We start from the raw sequence: 15,675 nt of genomic DNA, 5'->3' as shown, positions 1-15,675 counted from the left end.
ACGTACAACAAGGAGACGACATGAAAGCAGTGGTGTGCAAGGCGTGGGGCCTGCCCGATACCCTCGTGGTGGACGACCTGCCAGACCTGGTGCCGGGGCCGGGCCAGGTCGCGGTGGACGTCAAGGCGGCCGGGGTCAACTTCCCCGATGTGCTGATCATCCAGGGCAAGTACCAGTTCAAGCCGGAGCTGCCGTTCACGCCGGGCAGCGAACTTTCCGGCACCGTGCGCGCGGTGGGCGACGGCGTCACCGCCGTCAAGCCGGGCGACCGGGTCATCGCCTTCACGTCCGGCGGCGCGTTCGCGCAGCAGGCGGTGGTGCCGCAGCAGGCCATCATGCCGATGCCGCCCGGGATGGATTTCGACACGGCGGCCGCTGTCACGCTGACCTATGGCACGTCGTACCACGCCGTCGTGGACCGCGCCGGGCTGCAGCCGGGCGAGACGATGCTGGTGCTGGGCGCGGCCGGCGGCGTCGGCCTGGCCGCCATCGAGATCGGCAAGGCGCTGGGCGCGCGCGTCATCGCGGCCGCGTCGAGCGAGGAGAAGCTGGCTGTATGCCGCGAGCACGGTGCCGATGCCACGATCGACTACAGCAAGGAAGACCTGCGCGAAGCCATCAAGGCCGCGACCGACGGCAAGGGCCCGGACGTGATCTACGACCCGGTCGGCGGCGAGTATGCGGAAGCCGCGTTCCGTTCGATCGGCTGGCGCGGTCGCTACCTCGTCATCGGCTTTGCCAACGGCGAGATCCCCAAGCTGCCGTTCAACCTGATGCTGCTGAAGGGCGCCTCCGTCGTCGGCGTGTTCTGGGGCGAGTTCGCCAAGCGCGAGCCGGCCGCCAATGGCAAGGCAATGCGCCAGCTGATGGGATGGATGGCCGAAGGGAAGATCCGGCCGCACATCTCCGGGCGCTATCCGCTGGAGCAGACCGCGCAGGCGTTGAACGACATGGCGGCGCGCAAGGTGACGGGGAAGGTGGTGATTACGCCGGGGGCGTGACACCAGGAGCAACCCGGTGGTTCAAGCGTCCCGATTAATCCCAGGCACCCCGGCCTCCACCGCAAAGCGCGCCAGCGTATTGACGGCGCTGTGCCGGTCCCGCACATTGTCCAGCCCCTGGAACAGCACCGTCATGCGCGCCGGCGTCAGCTCGCACAGCATGTAGCCGCGCCGGTCGCTGCGGCCATACCGGATGTGCGGGTTCATGGCGACATACTGCGCGGTGCGTTCCTGCGGCCGTGAATTGGACGTGATCGACGTGCCGCAGAACTCCGTCGCCACGACGGGATTGCGGGGACGGCCCGGCTGCGTCGGGTCGCGCCGCAGCTCCGCCGCATAGAACGTGTGCACGTCGCCGGACAGCACGACCGGGTTGGCGGCGCGGCTGGTCGCCAGCGCGTCGAGCAGGCGCTGGCGCGCGGCCGGATAGCCGTCCCACCCGTCCGTCCAGAAGCGGCCGTCGCTGACGCGGTGGATCTGCACCTGCGACGACTGCGCCATCAACGTCTGCTGCGCCAGCACGTTCCAGCGCGCCGGCGATTGACGCAATCCTTCCTTCAGCCAGTTTTCCTGCGCCATGCCCAGCATCGTGCGGCGGTCGTCAGCCAGCATCGCGCAGGCATTGCGGTAGACGGAACTGGAGCCGCCGCGGCCCGGGCGCGGGCACGCCTGCGGCGAACGGTACTGGCGGTTGTCCAGCAGGTGGAAGCGGGCCAGCCGGCCCCAGTCATGGCACCCGTGCATGCGCACCTGCCCGAACCCGCGCGGATCGAAGCGGATCGGCTGGTGCTCGCAATAGGCCTGGTAGGCAGCGGCCCGGCGGGCGGCGAAGTCGGGCGACAGCAGCTCGTCGCGCAGGGCGCCGTAGTCGTTCGCCACTTCGTGGTCGTCCCACGTCATGAGCCACGGCGCCACCAGGTGCGCCGCCTGCAGGTCCGGATCGCTCTTGTACTGGGCGTAACGGGCCCGGTACTGCGCCAGCGTGAAGCTTTCGTCGCGCCGCGCGGCACGTGCCGGATGCTGCAGGCTGTAGGCGCCCCACTCGTAGATGTAGTCGCCCAGGAAGGCGACCAGGTCCGGCGCCGCCCGGGCGATGTGGCGGTGCGCGCCGTAGGCACCGAACTCCCAGTGCTGGCAGGAGGCGACGGCCAGCTTCAGCGATGCGGGCAGCGTATCCGGCGCCGGCGCCGTGCGCGTGCGGCCCACCGGGCTGACGGCGTCCCCCAGCAGGAAGCGGTACCAGTACCAGCGGCCCGGGCGCAGGCCGCGCACGTCCACGTGCACGCTGTGCGCCAGCGCGGGCAGGGCGCTGGCGCTGCCCTGCGCGGCGATGCGGCGGAACGCCTCGTCTTCCGCCACTTCCCAGCGTACCGTATAGGCGATGGGTGGCGTGGCGGTGGCGTCGAGGGGATCGTGCAGGATGCGCGTCCACAGCACCACGCTGTCCGGCAGCGGCGCGCCGGAAGCCACGCCCAGCGTGAACGGATACGGCGCATTGCGGGGGGCCGCAAGGATGCGTGGCGCCGCCGCCGCGAGCGCCGCCAGTCCCGCCAGGCGGGCGCCGGTGTGCAGCAGCAGGCGGCGGCCGTCGTCCATCACGCTTATTTGTGCAGCAGACTTTCGATCGGCGGCACGGGGCGCGGCTTGCGGTCGGGACCCGTGGCGACATAGGTCAGCGTGGCTTCCGTCACCTTGACGATGTCCGCCTGCAGGCGGTTGCGTTCCGCGTACACCTCGACATTGACGGTGATCGACGTATTGCCGACCTTGACGATATCGGCGTAGAACGACAGCAGATCGCCGACGAAGACAGGATTCTTGAACACGAACGAGTTGACGGCAATGGTGGCGACGCGGCCGTTGGCGCGGCGGGTGGCCGGCAGCGAGCCAGCGATGTCGACCTGGGCCATGATCCAGCCGCCGAAGACGTCGCCGTAGACATTGGCGTCGGAAGGCGCGGGCATCACGCGCAGTTCGGGCATCTTGCCGGCGGGAAGGCCAGTCGGTACTGGCGTCGGTGCTGGCGTTGGATTGGCTTGGGACGTGGTCATCATGAAATCTCTTCTGGGGCTACAATGGGCCAAATTGTAAACCACGGGGCCCCGGCCAGCCCGGCCGCCACCCGCCAGCCATCGCCCGCCATGCGCCGTTCCGCCTATTCCGCCACCGCTCCCGTTCCTGCCGCCAACGCCCGTGGCGACTTTGCCACACTGAAAACGTTGTTGCCGTACCTGTGGGTTTACAAGTGGCGCGTCGGTGCGGCGCTGCTGGCCCTCGTCGGCGCCAAGCTGGCCAACGTGGGCGTCCCCGTCGTGCTGAAGCACCTGGTGGATGCGCTGACGCTCAAGCCGGGCGACCCGCGGGCACTGCTGGTGCTTCCGCTCGGGCTGCTGGTGGCCTATGGGGCGCTGCGCCTGTCCACGACCGTGTTCACGGAGCTGCGCGAGTTCCTGTTCGCCCGCGTCACGCAGCGCGCCGTACGCACCATCGCGCTGAAGGTGTTCCGCCACCTGCACGCGCTGTCGCTGCGCTTCCACCTGAACCGCCAGACCGGCGGCATGACCCGCGATATCGAGCGCGGCACGCGCGGCGTCGGCTCGCTGATCTCGTACACGCTGTTCAATATCCTGCCGACGCTGGTCGAGATCACGCTGGTGCTGGGCTACCTCGTCACGCATTACGACGTGTGGTTCTCCGTCATCACGTTCAGCGCGCTGGTGCTGTACATCGTGTTTACCGTGACGGTGACGAACTGGCGCACGCACTTCCGCCGCACGATGAACGACCTCGACTCGAAGGCCAACACCAAAGCCATCGATTCGCTGCTGAACTATGAAACCGTCAAGTACTTCGGCAACGAGGAGTACGAGGCGCGCCGCTACGACGAGGGCCTGAAGCACTACGAGACGGCGGCCGTGAAGTCGCAGACATCGCTGTCGCTGCTGAACACGGGCCAGTCGGCCATCATCGCCACCGCCGTGACGCTGATCCTGTGGCGCGCGACGCAAGGCGTCATCGACGGCAAGATGACCCTGGGCGACCTGGTGCTGGTGAACTCGTTCATGATCCAGCTGTACATTCCGCTGAACTTCCTGGGCGTGATCTACCGCGAGATCAAGCAAAGCCTGGCCGACATGGAACGCCTGTTCTCGCTGCTGGACCAGAACCGCGAAGTCGCCGATACGCCCGATGCGCGGCCGCTGGTCGCCCAGGGGGCGCAGGTGAAGTTCGCCCACGTCGACTTCAGCTACGAAACCAAGCGCCAGATCCTGTTCGACGTCGACTTCACGATCCCGGCCGGTACCACGACGGCTGTCGTCGGCCACAGCGGCTCGGGCAAGTCGACGCTGTCACGCCTGCTGTTCCGCTTCTACGACGTCAACGCCGGTGCCATCACGATCGACGGCCAGGACCTGCGCGGCGTCACGCAGGACTCGCTGCGCCATGCGATCGGCATCGTGCCGCAGGATACGGTGCTGTTCAACGACACCATCGAGTACAACATCGGCTACGGCAAGCCGGGCGCGACCCACGACGAGATCGTGGCCGCGGCCCGGGCCGCGTCGATCCACGAGTTCATCGAGAGCCTGCCGGACGGCTACGCGTCGATGGTCGGGGAGCGCGGCCTGAAGCTGTCCGGCGGCGAGAAGCAGCGCGTGGCGATCGCCCGCACGCTGCTGAAGAACCCCGCCATCCTGATCTTCGACGAGGCCACGTCCGCGCTGGATTCGAAATCGGAACAGGCGATCCAGGCGCAGTTGAAGGAAATCGCGAAGAACCGCACGACGATGGTGATCGCGCACCGCCTGTCGACCATCGCGGATGCCCAGCAGATCCTCGTGATGGACCACGGCCGCATCGTCGAGCGGGGCACGCACCAGGCCCTGCTGGCCAAGGGCGGCATGTACGAGCAGATGTGGGAACGCCAGCAGGCCCGGGGCGACGAGGAAACCGCCGCCGAGGCGCTGGCGTGAAAATCGGGGACAGCCTCCGATATCGTTGATATCGGAGGCTGTCCCCGATTGCGCGATTGCATGGGGTGCGCCCCTGCAGGTATCGCGGGCGTAAAAAAGCCGGGCTTGCGGCCCGGCCTTTGTGCGGCGTGTGACGCAGCTCAGCGCAGCGGCGCGGTGGCCGGGTCTTCCTTGAAAAATCGGGGACAGCCTCCGATATCGTTGATATCGGAGGCTGTCCCCGATTGCAGGGGTTGCGCCCCTGCCGGTGTCGCGGGCGTAAAAAAAGCCGGGCTTGCGGCCCGGCTTTCGATCCAACGCAGAATGCGCGTCAGCGCAGCGGCGCGGTGGCCGGGTCTTCCTTGACGGGTGCCGTCAGTTCGCCTTCCCACTTGGCCACGACGGCCGTCGCGATGCTGTTGCCGACCACGTTCGTGGCGGAGCGCGCCATGTCGAGGAAGTGGTCGATGCTGAGCAGCAGCACGAGGCCCGCTTCCGGGATGTTGAACTGCGCCAGCGTGGCGGCGATGACGACCAGCGAGGCGCGCGGCACGCCCGCCATGCCCTTCGACGTCAGCATCAGCACGGCCATCATCGAGATCTGCGTGCCCATCGACAGCTCGATGCCGTAGGCCTGCGCGATGAAGACGGCGGCGAAGGTGCAGTACATCATCGAGCCGTCCAGGTTGAACGAATAGCCGATCGGCAGCACGAAGGCGGCGATGCGGTTGCGCACCCCGAAGCGCTCAAGGCCTTCCAGCGTTTTCGGGAATGCCGCTTCCGACGACGCCGTCGAGAAGGCCAGCAGGATCGGGCCGCGCACTTCCGTCAGCAGCGCAAAGATGCGCTTGCCCAGGAAGATGAAGCCGGCCGCGATCAGCAGGGCCCACAGGATGGCGATGCCGACGTAGAACTCGGCCATGAAGAAGCCGTAGGTCTTCAAAACGCCCAGGCCTTCCTTGGCGATGATGCCCGACACGGCCGCGAACACGGCGACTGGCGCGAACTGCATCACGTAGCCCGTCACTTTCAGCATGACGTGCGCGACACCGTCGATGGCCTCGATCATCGGCTCGGCCTTCTTGCCGACAGCGGCGGCGCCCAGGCCGAAGAACAGCGAGAACACGACGATCTGCAGGATTTCGTTCTTCGCCATGCCGTCCACGATGGAAGAGGGGACGAGGTGGGTGATGAAGTCCTTCAAGGTCAGGCTGCTGGTGGCGAGTTCGGCGTGGCCGGTGGTGGCCAGGGTACCGGCCAGCATGTCGCCCGGACGGAAGATATTCACCAGCACCAGGCCAAGGGCCAGCGACAGCACGGAGGCGATGAAGAACCAGCCCAGGGTTTTCAGGCCGATGCGGCCCACTTCGCCGGCGTCGCCCATGCGCGCGATGCCGACGACCAGCGTGGAGAACACCAGCGGCGCGATGATCATCTTGATCAGGCGCAGGAACAGGGTCGTGATCAGCGCCATCGCGTCCGAATACTTGGCCGGGGTCTCCAGCGACGTATTCAGCAGGTAGCCGGCCAGGATACCCAGGGCCAGGGCCACCAGGATATAGGTCGTCAGGCGGCTTTTCTTTTCCACGGGGCGGTGCTCCCCATCGTGTTTGTCGTGCATATGGTTCGTATGGTCCATATCTATCTCCGTGGTGGGGCCAGCGCCGCCGGGTGAGTGGCGCGACCGGGTTGCCGCTACAATACTAAAAAACCTCGCCAACCCCTGCTGGCGGTCCGACCTGCGTGCACCGATACGACAGGAGCGGAAGGCGCCGTGGCGGTTTTCCGAGGTTTTTTGCTGCTATCTCCGCACGTCCCTTTGTGGTCCGTTGCTAAAAGATAAGGCAATTTAAATAATAAGTCCCGCAGTATCCTTGTGGCTCAGGGCACTGTCAAGCGGCTGTGGACGCCTGTCCACAGCGCCGCGGGGGCCCGATACGGACAGCGATGATCGAACTCACGGACGTCAGCAAGTGGTATGGCAATTTCCAGGTGCTGGACAGCTGCAGCACCCGTGTCGGCAAGGGCGACGTGATGGTGATCTGCGGCCCGTCCGGCTCCGGCAAGTCCACCCTGATCAAGACCGTCAACGGGCTGGAGCCGTTCCAGCGCGGCCAGATCGTGGTCGATGGCACGTCCGTCGGCGCGCCCGGCACCGACCTGGCGCTGCTGCGCGCCCGCATCGGCATGGTATTCCAGAACTTCGAGCTGTTCCCGCACCTGTCCGTGCGCGCCAACCTGGCGCTGGCGCAGGTGAAGGTGTTGCGGCGCTCGCGCGACGAGGCTGAAGAGCGGGGCCTGCGCTATCTCGATCGGGTGGGCCTCCTGGCGCAACAGGACAAATATCCGCACCAGCTCTCCGGCGGCCAGCAGCAGCGCGTCGCCATCGCCCGCGCGCTGGCCATGGACCCGGTGGCGATGCTGTTCGACGAGCCTACGTCCGCGCTCGACCCGGAAATGATCGGCGAGGTGCTGGACGTGATGGTGGGCCTGGCGCAGGAGGGCATGACGATGATGGTCGTCACGCACGAGATGGGCTTCGCCCGCCGCGTGGCCAGCCGCGTGCTGTTCATGGATGGCGGGCGCATCCTGGACGACTGCGCCAAGGACGAATTCTTCGGCAGCCCCCGGTCCGGCCGGGCCGGCGAGTTCCTGGCGCGGATTCTGCGCTGACGGCAAGGGGGAAGAGTAAAATGTCGCATCCGTTTTCCGAGAACCGCCATGTCCCAGACCGCCGCTGACACCTCCGCCGACCAATTCGCCGCCCCCGATTCCATCACCATCGTCCGCCCGGACGACTGGCACCTGCATCTGCGCGACGGCGCCACGATGGCCGCCGTGCTGCCGCACAGCGCGCGCCAGTTCGGCCGCGCCATCGTCATGCCGAACCTGAAGCCGCCCGTCACGACGGTGGCGCAGGCCGCCGCCTACCGCGACCGCATCCTGGCCGCGCTGCCGCCCGACCTGGCGTTCGAGCCGCTGATGACGCTGTACCTGACCAACAACACGACGTCCGACGAGATCCGCCGCGCCGCCGAGTGCGATTTCATCCACGCCGTCAAGCTGTACCCGGCCGGCGCCACGACGAATTCCGATGCGGGCGTGACGGACCTGGTCAACTGCTACCCGGTGCTGGAGACGATGCAGGAAGTCGGGCTGCCGTTCCTGGTGCACGGCGAAGTGACCGACCCGGACGTCGACCTGTTCGACCGCGAAGCCGTCTTCATCGAGCGCATCATGCGTCCGCTGCGCCGCAATTTCCCGGCGCTGAACATCGTCTTCGAACACATCACGACGAAGGACGCGGCCCAGTACGTGGCCGAGGCGGAAGGCCCGATCGGCGCGACGATCACGGCGCACCACCTGCTGTACAACCGCAACGAGATCTTCAAGGGCGGCATCCGGCCGCACTATTACTGCCTGCCCGTGCTGAAGCGCGAGGAACACCGCCTGGCGCTGGTCACGGCCGCCACCAGCGGCGACGAGCGCTTCTTCCTCGGCACCGACTCGGCGCCGCACGCGCAAGGCGCCAAGGAAGCCGCTTGCGGCTGCGCCGGCTGCTACACCGCGCTGCATGCGATGGAGCTGTACACGGAAGCGTTCGAGCGCGCCGGCGCGCTGGACAAGCTGGAAGCCTTCGCCAGCCTGAACGGACCGCTGTTCTACGGCCTGGCGCCGAACGCCGGCACGATTACGTTGAAGCGCGAGCAGTGGACCCTGCCGCAGACGCTGCCGTTCGGCGAGCAGTCCCTGGTGCCGCTGAACGCGGGCGAAACGATCAGCTGGAAAATGGTGTAAGTGTCCGGTGTTTGACGAGATCGACTGGTCGCAGCCGTGGTACGCGTCGGTGCGCGCCACGGCCGGCCTGGCTGCGCAGGAGAGTGCGGAAGTGATCGCCGCCTTCAATGCGCGGGCCGCGGCGCTGGGACTCGTCAACCATGCGGGCCAGCCGCTGCGCTTCGTGCCGCAGGCCAGCCTGCCGGAAGGAACGGCGTACGAGGAATTCATCGGCGCTACCGGCAACGTGCCCACGCGCGACAACCTGCACGACTTTTTCAATGGCCTCGTATGGCTGACGTTCCCGCTGGTGAAACGGCAATTGAACGCCCTGCAGGCCGCGCAGATCGCACGCGACGGCGTCGGCAAGTCGCGCGGTCCGGCGCGCGACGCGGCCACGATCTTCGACGAGAACGCGGCACTGCTGGTGGTGCAGGACGACGCGGACGGCGCCGCGCTGGTGGATGCGCTGCGCCACCACCGCTGGCGCGAGGCGTTCGTCGAACGCGCCGCGCAGTTCGGTGCGAGCGCCGAGGTCTGGCTGTTCGGCCATGCGCTGATGGAAAAGCTGGTCGCACCGTACAAAGCCATCACGGCGCATACGCGTGTCGTCATGGCCCCGGCGGCGTATTTCACATGGCCCGCGCAGCAACGGCAGGCGTGGCTGGATGGACAGGTGGCGGAGCAGCTGCAACAAGAAGGGTTGAGCAACGCAGGATTCACGCCGCTGCCGGTGCTGGGGATTCCCGGCTGCTGGCCGGTGCAGGATGACGCTTTTTATGACGACACCGCCGTGTTCCGCCCCAAGCGGCACACGCCCAACCAGGAGAAAGCATGACGCAGAACCGAACCATCCGCTGGGGCATCCTCGGCACGGGCAAGATCGCCAAGGCCTTCGCCACCGCGCTGAAGGACACGCCGGACGCTGTCCTGGCGGCCGTTGCCTCGCGTAGTGTTGATAGCGCTACCTCGTTTGCCACGGAGTACGGCTCGCACGAGCTGACGAAAAGCCACGGCAGCTACCAGGCGCTGGCGGACGACCCGGACGTGGACGCCATCTACATCGCGACGCCGCACCCGATGCACCACGAGAACGCGCTGATGTGCCTGAACGCGGGCAAGGCGATCCTGGTCGAAAAAGCGTTCACGGTGAACCGCCGCGAAGCGGAGGAAATCGTCGCGCTGGCCCGCGCCAGGAAGCTGTTCGTGATGGAAGCGATGTGGACGCGCTTCCACCCGTCGCTGCTGGAAGCCAAGCGCATCGTCGCCAGCGGCGAGATCGGCACGGTCGCCACGATCCAGGCCGACCTGGGCTTCTACTCGGATGCCGGGCCGGAGCACCGCCTGTTCAATCCCGCGCTGGGCGGCGGCTCGCTGCTGGACCTGGGCATCTATCCATTGTCGATCGCGGCCTACTTCCTGGGCCCCGTGCAGTCGGTCAAAGCCAGCGGCCAGTTGGGCCCCACGGGCGTGGACGTGCAGGCGGTGTTCGCGCTGACGCATGAAAACGGCGGCCTGTCGGCCTGCAGCAGCAGCCTGCTCGCGCGCACGCCGGTCGAATGCACGATCTGCGGCAGCAAGGGTTTTATCCGCCTGCACAGCCGCTTCCACAATACCGAGGATCTGACGGTGGAACTGAACGACGGCACTCGCCGCGCGGTGCACGTGCCGAACATCGGCAACGGCTATGCGCACGAGATCATCGAGGTCAATCGTTGCTTGCGCGAGGGGCTGCTGGAAAGCCCCGTCATGCCGCTGGATGAGACGCTGGCGCTGATGGGGGTGCTCGATGAGATGAGAAAGCAGATCGGGGTGGTGTACGAGGCCGATCGGGTGGTGTAAATAAAAAGGGACAGCCTGTGCTGTCCCCTTTGTTTTGCGCGCTGTTGTTTACGCGGCGGTCTTGCGGCGGCGGGCTACGCCCACGATGCCGACGCCGGCCAGGAGCATGGCCCAGGTGGTGGGTTCGGGTACGGGCATAAGGTTCATACCGGTATGGGAGATGGTTCTGAAACCGAAATCATTGCCGTACTGGCTCTCCACGACGTCGTATGCACCGCCGATAACGTTGGCGCGCGCGCCATCTTCGCTGAACGCATGATCGCTGCCGGCAGTCGCCCACGATTGCGACCCATTGGGCCCCGAAACAGCCGAGGTAAGCAGCCACTCTTGCGACCCATTCGGTCCCGCAACAGCAAAGCCAAACTGCGTGAGGTTGCCCGCATGCGCTACGGGAGCCATGGCCGCCATGGCGAATGCCAAGCCAACGATTTTTGTCTTCATCGATTCACCTGAGTAGTAAGCATTATGCTGCTGGAAAGATACAGCATATTGTTGGATTGCAAATTTCACAAGCGAAATCAGCGGGCATATTTCGCTTCTAGTACACTGAAGCGCTAGTGATCGCCAGGAACCCTCATGTTTACCGCCCACCGCGCCCCCAACCTCAAAACCGTCCTGCTCGCCACCGGCGTCATCCTGACCCTGGCCATGGGCGTGCGCCACGGCTTCGGCCTGTGGATGCAGCCGATCTCCCAGGCCAACGGCTGGAGTCGGGAGACCTATTCGCTGGCGATGGCGCTGCAGAACCTGATGTGGGGGGCGTTCGGGCCGCTGGCCGGCATGGTGGCGGACCGCTTCGGCACCATGCGCATCGTGCTGGTCGGTGCCTTCGCGTACATGGGCGGCCTGCTGTGGATGGCGCTCGTCACGCAGCCGGCGCTGTTCGTGATCGGCTCCGGCATCCTGATCGGCCTGGGCCTGGCCTGCACGGCGTTCGGCGCCGTCAGCGGTATCATCGGCCGGGCGGCGCCGCCGGAGCGGCGTTCCTGGGCCTTCGGTATTTCCGGTGCGGCCAGCTCGTTCGGCCAGTTCATGCTGATGCCCGTCGAGCAGATGCTGATTTCGTCGGTGGGCTGGCAAACCGCTTTGTACCTGCTGGCGGCGCTGGTCGTGTTCCTGATGGTGCCGATGTCGTTCCGGCTGCGCGAGCCCGCGCACGTCAAGGCGGCGGGGCATCATCAAAGCATCGGTGGCGCGCTCGGTGAAGCGCTGCGCAACCGCTCGTTCCTGCTGCTGGTCACCGGCTACTTCGTCTGCGGCTTCCAGCTGATCTTCATCGGCGTGCACCTGCCGGCCTACCTGAAGGACAAGGGGGTGCTCGATCCGCAGGTGGCCGTCACCGCCCTGGCGCTGATTGGCCTTTTCAACATCTTCGGTTCGTACATGGCTGGGCAACTGGGCGGCAAGCTGCCGAAGCGCTACCTGCTGTCGTTCATCTATTTTGCCCGCTCCGCCGTCATTGCGCTGTTCCTGCTGGCGCCCCTGTCGCCGCTGACGGTGTACCTGTTCGCCGCCGCGATGGGCGTGCTGTGGCTGTCCACCGTGCCGCTGACGAACGGCATCATCGCCGGGGTGTTCGGGCTATCGCACATGTCGATGCTGGCCGGCCTCGTGTTCTTCTCGCACCAGATCGGCAGCTTCATCGGCGTCTGGCTGGGCGGCTACCTGTTCGACCTGCAGGGCAGCTACGACGTCGTCTGGGCCATCGCCATTGGCCTCGGTGTCATTGCCGGCCTGGCCAACCTGCCGGTCGACGAGCGCCCGCTGGTGCGTGCGCAGCTGAAGGCGGCCTGACATGCACGGCCGGCTCAAGCGCCTGGCGTGGTGGCTGCTGATCGCCGCAGTGCTGGCGCTGTGCTTTGCCGCCTACCTGCGCCCGGCCTTCATGCTGGACCTGGCAAACCGGATCTACCTGTGTTTCTAACGGGGCGTTCCAGCATCCGCTGCACGCCCCATGACAGCAACGCGCTGGCCGCCAGGAACAGCGCCAGCAGCGGCAGCCGCGCCGCGTAGCTTAGCGCCGGCTTGTCGAACAGGTTGCGCAGCAGCGCCAGCACGACGATGTGGAACAGGTACAGCTCATAGCTGTGCCGGCCCAGCCAGCGCAGCGGCGCCAGCACGCGGCCGGCCGCGACACTCGGGCCGGCGGACCGCTGCGTCGTCACCAGCAGTACCGCGGCGCTTACGGCGATCCATGTGAACCCGAACACCTCGTGGCCGCGGATACCGCGCAGGTACAGGGCGACCAGCGCGGCGCCCGCAATCCAGCGCAGCAGCCGCGCGTACGGCAGCGGCGCATGCAACCGATGCGCCAGCAGCGCCGCCAGGCAGCCCAGCGCGATCGCGTCGAAGCAGGCCAGATAGCCGTACATGTAGAACAGCTCGTTGTCCGCATGCTCGGCGCGGTACAGGGGACCTGCAACGATCAGCGCGACGCCCAGCAGCACGAGCAACCAGGTGCGGCGCAGCAGCAGCGCCGCCAGGGGCAGCGCCAGGTAAAACATCTCTTCCACCGACAGCGACCAGTAGACGTTCAGGCAGTAATTGAAATAGCCGGTCGACTGCATCAGCACGTTGTGCCAGAACGTCAGCACCGAGCCCACGGCGGGCACGAAGAACGACGCCGGCAGCGCCGGATCGGCATCCGAGTTGTCGAAAAACGGCACACCGGCGCAGCCCAGCGGCACGATGATGGCCAGTGCCAGCAGCAACGGCGGCAGGATGCGCCGCGCCCGTGCCGCGTAAAACGCGCGGACATCGATGTGCGCCAGGCTGCCCCACCGCGCCAGCGAGTTGGTCGTGATCAGCCAGCCCGAGATGACGAAGAACACGGTGACGCCATAGTTGCCGTTCAAGGCCACGGCGTTCACGAACGCGGGGCCGAACAGCGTCCCGAGGGGACTTTCCTTCACCCCGAAAGCCAGCGCGAAGTGCAGCAGCAGCACGCTGGCGATGGCGGCGCCGCGCAGCAGGTCGACATGGGGATTGCGTTGGGTACCGAGCATCGGTGTCCTTTGTTATTGCTGCAGTTCGAAGCCCACGCGCAGCGTGCGGTATGTGCGTGTGCGGGTGGCGGCATCTTGCCACAGGCCGTGGTCGTCCGGACCGTACTGGCGCTGTGTCAGGCCTTGTGGGTGCAGCAGGTTGAGGGCATCGATGCGCAGCCGGCGCCCGGTGTCGAGCTGCCACGTGGCCCATGCGTCCAGCTTGCGCTGCGGCGCCGTGCGGTCCAGCAGCATGGCGGCGGTGCGCGCCGCCACGCCACCCTGGTACAGGTAATTCGTGCCCAGCGCCATGGCGCCGGCGCGGTACTCCACGCCCAGGCTGCCACTGGTCGGCGCTTGCCGGTCCAGGCGGTTGTCCGGCCCCGGCAGCGCTGCGACCCGGGACCAGTTGCGCGCGACATTGGCCCGTACCGTCAGGGCCGCCGACAGCGCCAGTTTCGCCTCGAGCGCGATGCCGTGCACGGTGGCCCGGCCGGCATTGACGGGACGTGCCAGCCAGCGCTCGTCCACCCGGGACAGCTGCTGCACCGTGACGTCGTCGATGCGGCGGCTGTAGGCGCTGGCGCTGAGCAGGCCGCCGCCGTCCAGGTAGCGGTCGATGCCGGCATCGAAGCCCCACGCCAGTTCGGGGCGCAAGGCGGGATTGCCTTCCGTATCGGGATTGGTGACGCTGTTGTTGTTGTCGGTCGTGTACCGGCGCGGCACCAGTTCGACCATTGTCGGCGTCTTGAACGTGCGGCTGATGCCGCTGCGCAGTGTGGTGGCGGGCGTCAGCTTGACTGCCGCCTGCAGCACGGGACTCCACAGCCGGCTGCGCGCGTCGGCGCCGGCGACCGCGGTGTCCAGCGTCTCATGCCGCAGGCCGGCCGAGAGCGACCATGCGCCACGTTGCCAGTCGTCCTGCACATACAGGGCGCGACGTTCGACCCGGCCGTCATAGCGCTGGTCCAGGACGAAGGCCAGGGTGCCATCGGGCCCCAGTTCCCGTTCGACGCGGGTCTGGTGCCGTTTGGCCAGGCTGACGTCCCAGCCGGCGACCACCGTGTGCCCGGCCTGCGGCGCGGCACCGTAGCGGCCTTTCGACAGCAGCACGTCGTCGCCGATATCGGCCTGCACATACCGCCGCGTCGGCTGGGCGCTGGCGCTGGTGCGGCCGGCGAAGTCGAAATCGGAGGTGCGCGGGCTGTGGCTTGCCCCTGCCGTCAACTCCAGCGTGGCGCCGTCCGGCAACTGCCGCTGCCACGTCAGGTCGCCCCGCAGCAGCGGCGCGCGCGAACGGAACCGGCTGTCCTGCGCGGCGAACTGGCCCGGCGCGCTGGCTCCGGGCAGCTCGCGGCCCGCCGCTGCGATGTCGCGCCAGGTCATGCCGGCAAAGCCCTGCCACGTCAACGTGTCCGCTTCGGTCGGTCGCCAGGTCAGGCGCGGCGCCAGGCTGACGCTGTCGGCGACGTTCAGGTTGTCGATCGCCAGCGCGCGCTCGCCGGCCGGCAGCCGTTCGCGCAGCAACTGCGGCTGCGGCAGCACGCTGCGCATGGCATTGAGCGACGCCAGCCAGGTGAGCCTGTCGGCCTTGCCCGACCACTGCGCGCTGGCGCGTGGCGCAAGGCGGCCATCCAGCCATTCCACGCTGGCGCCGTACTCCTGGCGGGGGCGGGCCGGCACCTTGCGCAGCACGATATTGACGGTGCCGGCGATGCCTTGCGTGCCCAGTTCGGCCGAACCGGCGCGCAGGATCTCGACGCGCTCGACCAGCTCCGGCGCGAGCGTATCGACGGTGAATCCGGCCGGGGCGGGCACGCCGTTCAGCAGCACCTGCGTATAGCCGCTGCCCAGGCCGCGCATGCGGATCGTGGCACCGCGACCGCTCGTGTCGACCGTGATCCCGGGCAGCCGTTGCAGGGCCTCGGCCAGGGTACGGTCGCCGTCGGCCGCCAGCTGGGCGCGTCCCAGCACGACGGTGCCGGCGGTTTCGTCGCGGCGCTGGTCGTGACGGGACCCCTTGACTTCGACGGTGGAGAGCGAGGCGGCGCTCGCGCTGCCGCAGGTAAGGGCGAGCACCAGCCAGCAGTGGATCTGCATGATGTCCTTTCGATGGGC

Annotated in this window: 14 protein-coding genes; 8 read left to right on the top strand and 6 right to left on the bottom strand. The window is 67.3% G+C overall.

Features of this window, described 5'->3' with window-relative positions:
* The first annotated feature begins 20 nt into the window (after positions 1 to 20).
* On the top strand, positions 21 to 1,001 hold the full coding sequence (locus tag PX653_RS20085) for an NADPH:quinone oxidoreductase family protein (RefSeq protein ID WP_277414502.1): 981 nt from the start codon (positions 21 to 23) through the stop codon (positions 999 to 1,001).
* A gap of 21 nt (positions 1,002 to 1,022) precedes the next feature.
* Here the strand turns inward: PX653_RS20085 and PX653_RS20080 are convergent, their stop codons facing one another.
* Both PX653_RS20080 and PX653_RS20075 read right to left on the bottom strand, forming a co-directional pair.
* Positions 1,023 to 2,597 carry an alkaline phosphatase D family protein gene (locus tag PX653_RS20080; RefSeq protein WP_277414501.1) on the bottom strand — a complete coding sequence of 525 codons (1,575 nt, stop codon included), beginning with the start codon at positions 2,595 to 2,597 and terminating at the stop codon, positions 1,023 to 1,025.
* Positions 2,598 to 2,602: 5 nt separating this feature from the next.
* Positions 2,603 to 3,052 (bottom strand): acyl-CoA thioesterase, encoded by a 450-nt coding sequence (locus PX653_RS20075; RefSeq protein ID WP_277418619.1) that lies wholly within the window; start codon positions 3,050 to 3,052, stop codon positions 2,603 to 2,605.
* A gap of 90 nt (positions 3,053 to 3,142) precedes the next feature.
* On the opposite strand from PX653_RS20075, the gene PX653_RS20070 reads away from it, so the two are divergent.
* Entirely contained in the window at positions 3,143 to 4,975 is a 1,833-nt protein-coding gene (locus tag PX653_RS20070; RefSeq protein WP_277418618.1) for an ABCB family ABC transporter ATP-binding protein/permease, read from the top strand.
* Positions 4,976 to 5,285: 310 nt separating this feature from the next.
* Here the strand turns inward: PX653_RS20070 and PX653_RS20065 are convergent, their stop codons facing one another.
* Positions 5,286 to 6,575: a dicarboxylate/amino acid:cation symporter gene (locus PX653_RS20065; RefSeq protein WP_277418617.1), complete on the bottom strand. Its 1,290-nt coding sequence runs from the start codon at positions 6,573 to 6,575 to the stop codon at positions 5,286 to 5,288.
* 326 nt (positions 6,576 to 6,901) lie between these two features.
* Here PX653_RS20065 and PX653_RS20060 point away from each other — a divergent pair, with 326 nt between their 5' ends.
* Genes PX653_RS20060 through PX653_RS20045 form a run of 4 tightly spaced genes read left to right on the top strand, consistent with a single transcriptional unit; the run spans position 6,902 to position 10,573 of the window.
* The gene (locus PX653_RS20060; RefSeq protein WP_277414500.1) at positions 6,902 to 7,627 is read left to right on the top strand and encodes an amino acid ABC transporter ATP-binding protein; all 726 of its coding nucleotides are present in this window, start codon (positions 6,902 to 6,904) and stop codon (positions 7,625 to 7,627) included.
* A gap of 48 nt (positions 7,628 to 7,675) precedes the next feature.
* On the top strand, positions 7,676 to 8,752 hold the full coding sequence (gene pyrC / locus PX653_RS20055) for a dihydroorotase (RefSeq protein ID WP_277414499.1): 1,077 nt from the start codon (positions 7,676 to 7,678) through the stop codon (positions 8,750 to 8,752).
* 7 nt (positions 8,753 to 8,759) lie between these two features.
* Positions 8,760 to 9,569, top strand: a complete 810-nt coding sequence (locus tag PX653_RS20050) for a DUF3025 domain-containing protein (RefSeq protein ID WP_277414498.1) — start codon at positions 8,760 to 8,762, stop codon at positions 9,567 to 9,569.
* On the top strand, positions 9,566 to 10,573 hold the full coding sequence (locus PX653_RS20045; protein ID WP_277414497.1) for a Gfo/Idh/MocA family protein: 1,008 nt from the start codon (positions 9,566 to 9,568) through the stop codon (positions 10,571 to 10,573). The genes PX653_RS20050 and PX653_RS20045 overlap by 4 nt, the downstream gene beginning before the upstream one ends.
* 48 nt (positions 10,574 to 10,621) lie before the next feature.
* Here PX653_RS20045 and PX653_RS20040 read toward each other — a convergent pair whose 3' ends face one another.
* The gene (locus PX653_RS20040) at positions 10,622 to 11,014 is read right to left on the bottom strand and encodes a PEPxxWA-CTERM sorting domain-containing protein (RefSeq protein ID WP_277414496.1); all 393 of its coding nucleotides are present in this window, start codon (positions 11,012 to 11,014) and stop codon (positions 10,622 to 10,624) included.
* Positions 11,015 to 11,149: 135 nt separating this feature from the next.
* On the opposite strand from PX653_RS20040, the gene PX653_RS20035 reads away from it, so the two are divergent.
* Positions 11,150 to 12,367 (top strand): MFS transporter, encoded by a 1,218-nt coding sequence (locus tag PX653_RS20035; protein WP_277414495.1) that lies wholly within the window; start codon positions 11,150 to 11,152, stop codon positions 12,365 to 12,367.
* Position 12,368: 1 nt separating this feature from the next.
* The gene (locus PX653_RS20030; RefSeq protein ID WP_277414494.1) at positions 12,369 to 12,497 is read left to right on the top strand and encodes a hypothetical protein; all 129 of its coding nucleotides are present in this window, start codon (positions 12,369 to 12,371) and stop codon (positions 12,495 to 12,497) included.
* On the opposite strand, the gene PX653_RS20025 is transcribed toward PX653_RS20030, so the two are convergent.
* Together PX653_RS20025 and PX653_RS20020 are read right to left on the bottom strand one after the other, a co-directional pair.
* A complete protein-coding gene (locus PX653_RS20025) occupies positions 12,457 to 13,578 on the bottom strand; it encodes an acyltransferase family protein (RefSeq protein ID WP_277414493.1) in 1,122 nt (373 codons plus the stop codon). The genes PX653_RS20030 and PX653_RS20025 overlap by 41 nt on opposite strands.
* A 12-nt stretch (positions 13,579 to 13,590) precedes the next feature.
* Complete coding sequence (locus PX653_RS20020) at positions 13,591 to 15,657, bottom strand: TonB-dependent receptor plug domain-containing protein (protein ID WP_277414492.1); 2,067 nt, start codon at positions 15,655 to 15,657, stop codon at positions 13,591 to 13,593.
* Positions 15,658 to 15,675: the final 18 nt, after the last annotated feature.

It is taken from the genome of Pseudoduganella chitinolytica, from assembly GCF_029028125.1.
GTDB lineage: Bacteria > Pseudomonadota > Gammaproteobacteria > Burkholderiales > Burkholderiaceae_D > Rugamonas > Rugamonas chitinolytica.
The sequence above is the reverse complement of the archived record's forward strand: the minus strand, read 5'-3'. Positions and strand labels throughout refer to the sequence as shown.

Coding starts and splice junctions, on each gene's coding strand:
- PX653_RS20085 (WP_277414502.1), top strand. CDS start 21: ATGAAAGCAGTGGTGTGCAAGGCGTGGGGCCTGCCCGATACCCTCGTG.
- pyrC (WP_277414499.1), top strand. CDS start 7,676: ATGTCCCAGACCGCCGCTGACACCTCCGCCGACCAATTCGCCGCCCCC.
- PX653_RS20075 (WP_277418619.1), bottom strand. CDS start 3,052: ATGACCACGTCCCAAGCCAATCCAACGCCAGCACCGACGCCAGTACCG.
- PX653_RS20060 (WP_277414500.1), top strand. CDS start 6,902: ATGATCGAACTCACGGACGTCAGCAAGTGGTATGGCAATTTCCAGGTG.
- PX653_RS20035 (WP_277414495.1), top strand. CDS start 11,150: ATGTTTACCGCCCACCGCGCCCCCAACCTCAAAACCGTCCTGCTCGCC.
- PX653_RS20045 (WP_277414497.1), top strand. CDS start 9,566: ATGACGCAGAACCGAACCATCCGCTGGGGCATCCTCGGCACGGGCAAG.
- PX653_RS20040 (WP_277414496.1), bottom strand. CDS start 11,014: ATGAAGACAAAAATCGTTGGCTTGGCATTCGCCATGGCGGCCATGGCT.
- PX653_RS20025 (WP_277414493.1), bottom strand. CDS start 13,578: ATGCTCGGTACCCAACGCAATCCCCATGTCGACCTGCTGCGCGGCGCC.
- PX653_RS20080 (WP_277414501.1), bottom strand. CDS start 2,597: ATGGACGACGGCCGCCGCCTGCTGCTGCACACCGGCGCCCGCCTGGCG.
- PX653_RS20070 (WP_277418618.1), top strand. CDS start 3,143: ATGCGCCGTTCCGCCTATTCCGCCACCGCTCCCGTTCCTGCCGCCAAC.
- PX653_RS20030 (WP_277414494.1), top strand. CDS start 12,369: ATGCACGGCCGGCTCAAGCGCCTGGCGTGGTGGCTGCTGATCGCCGCA.
- PX653_RS20020 (WP_277414492.1), bottom strand. CDS start 15,657: ATGCAGATCCACTGCTGGCTGGTGCTCGCCCTTACCTGCGGCAGCGCG.
- PX653_RS20065 (WP_277418617.1), bottom strand. CDS start 6,575: ATGCACGACAAACACGATGGGGAGCACCGCCCCGTGGAAAAGAAAAGC.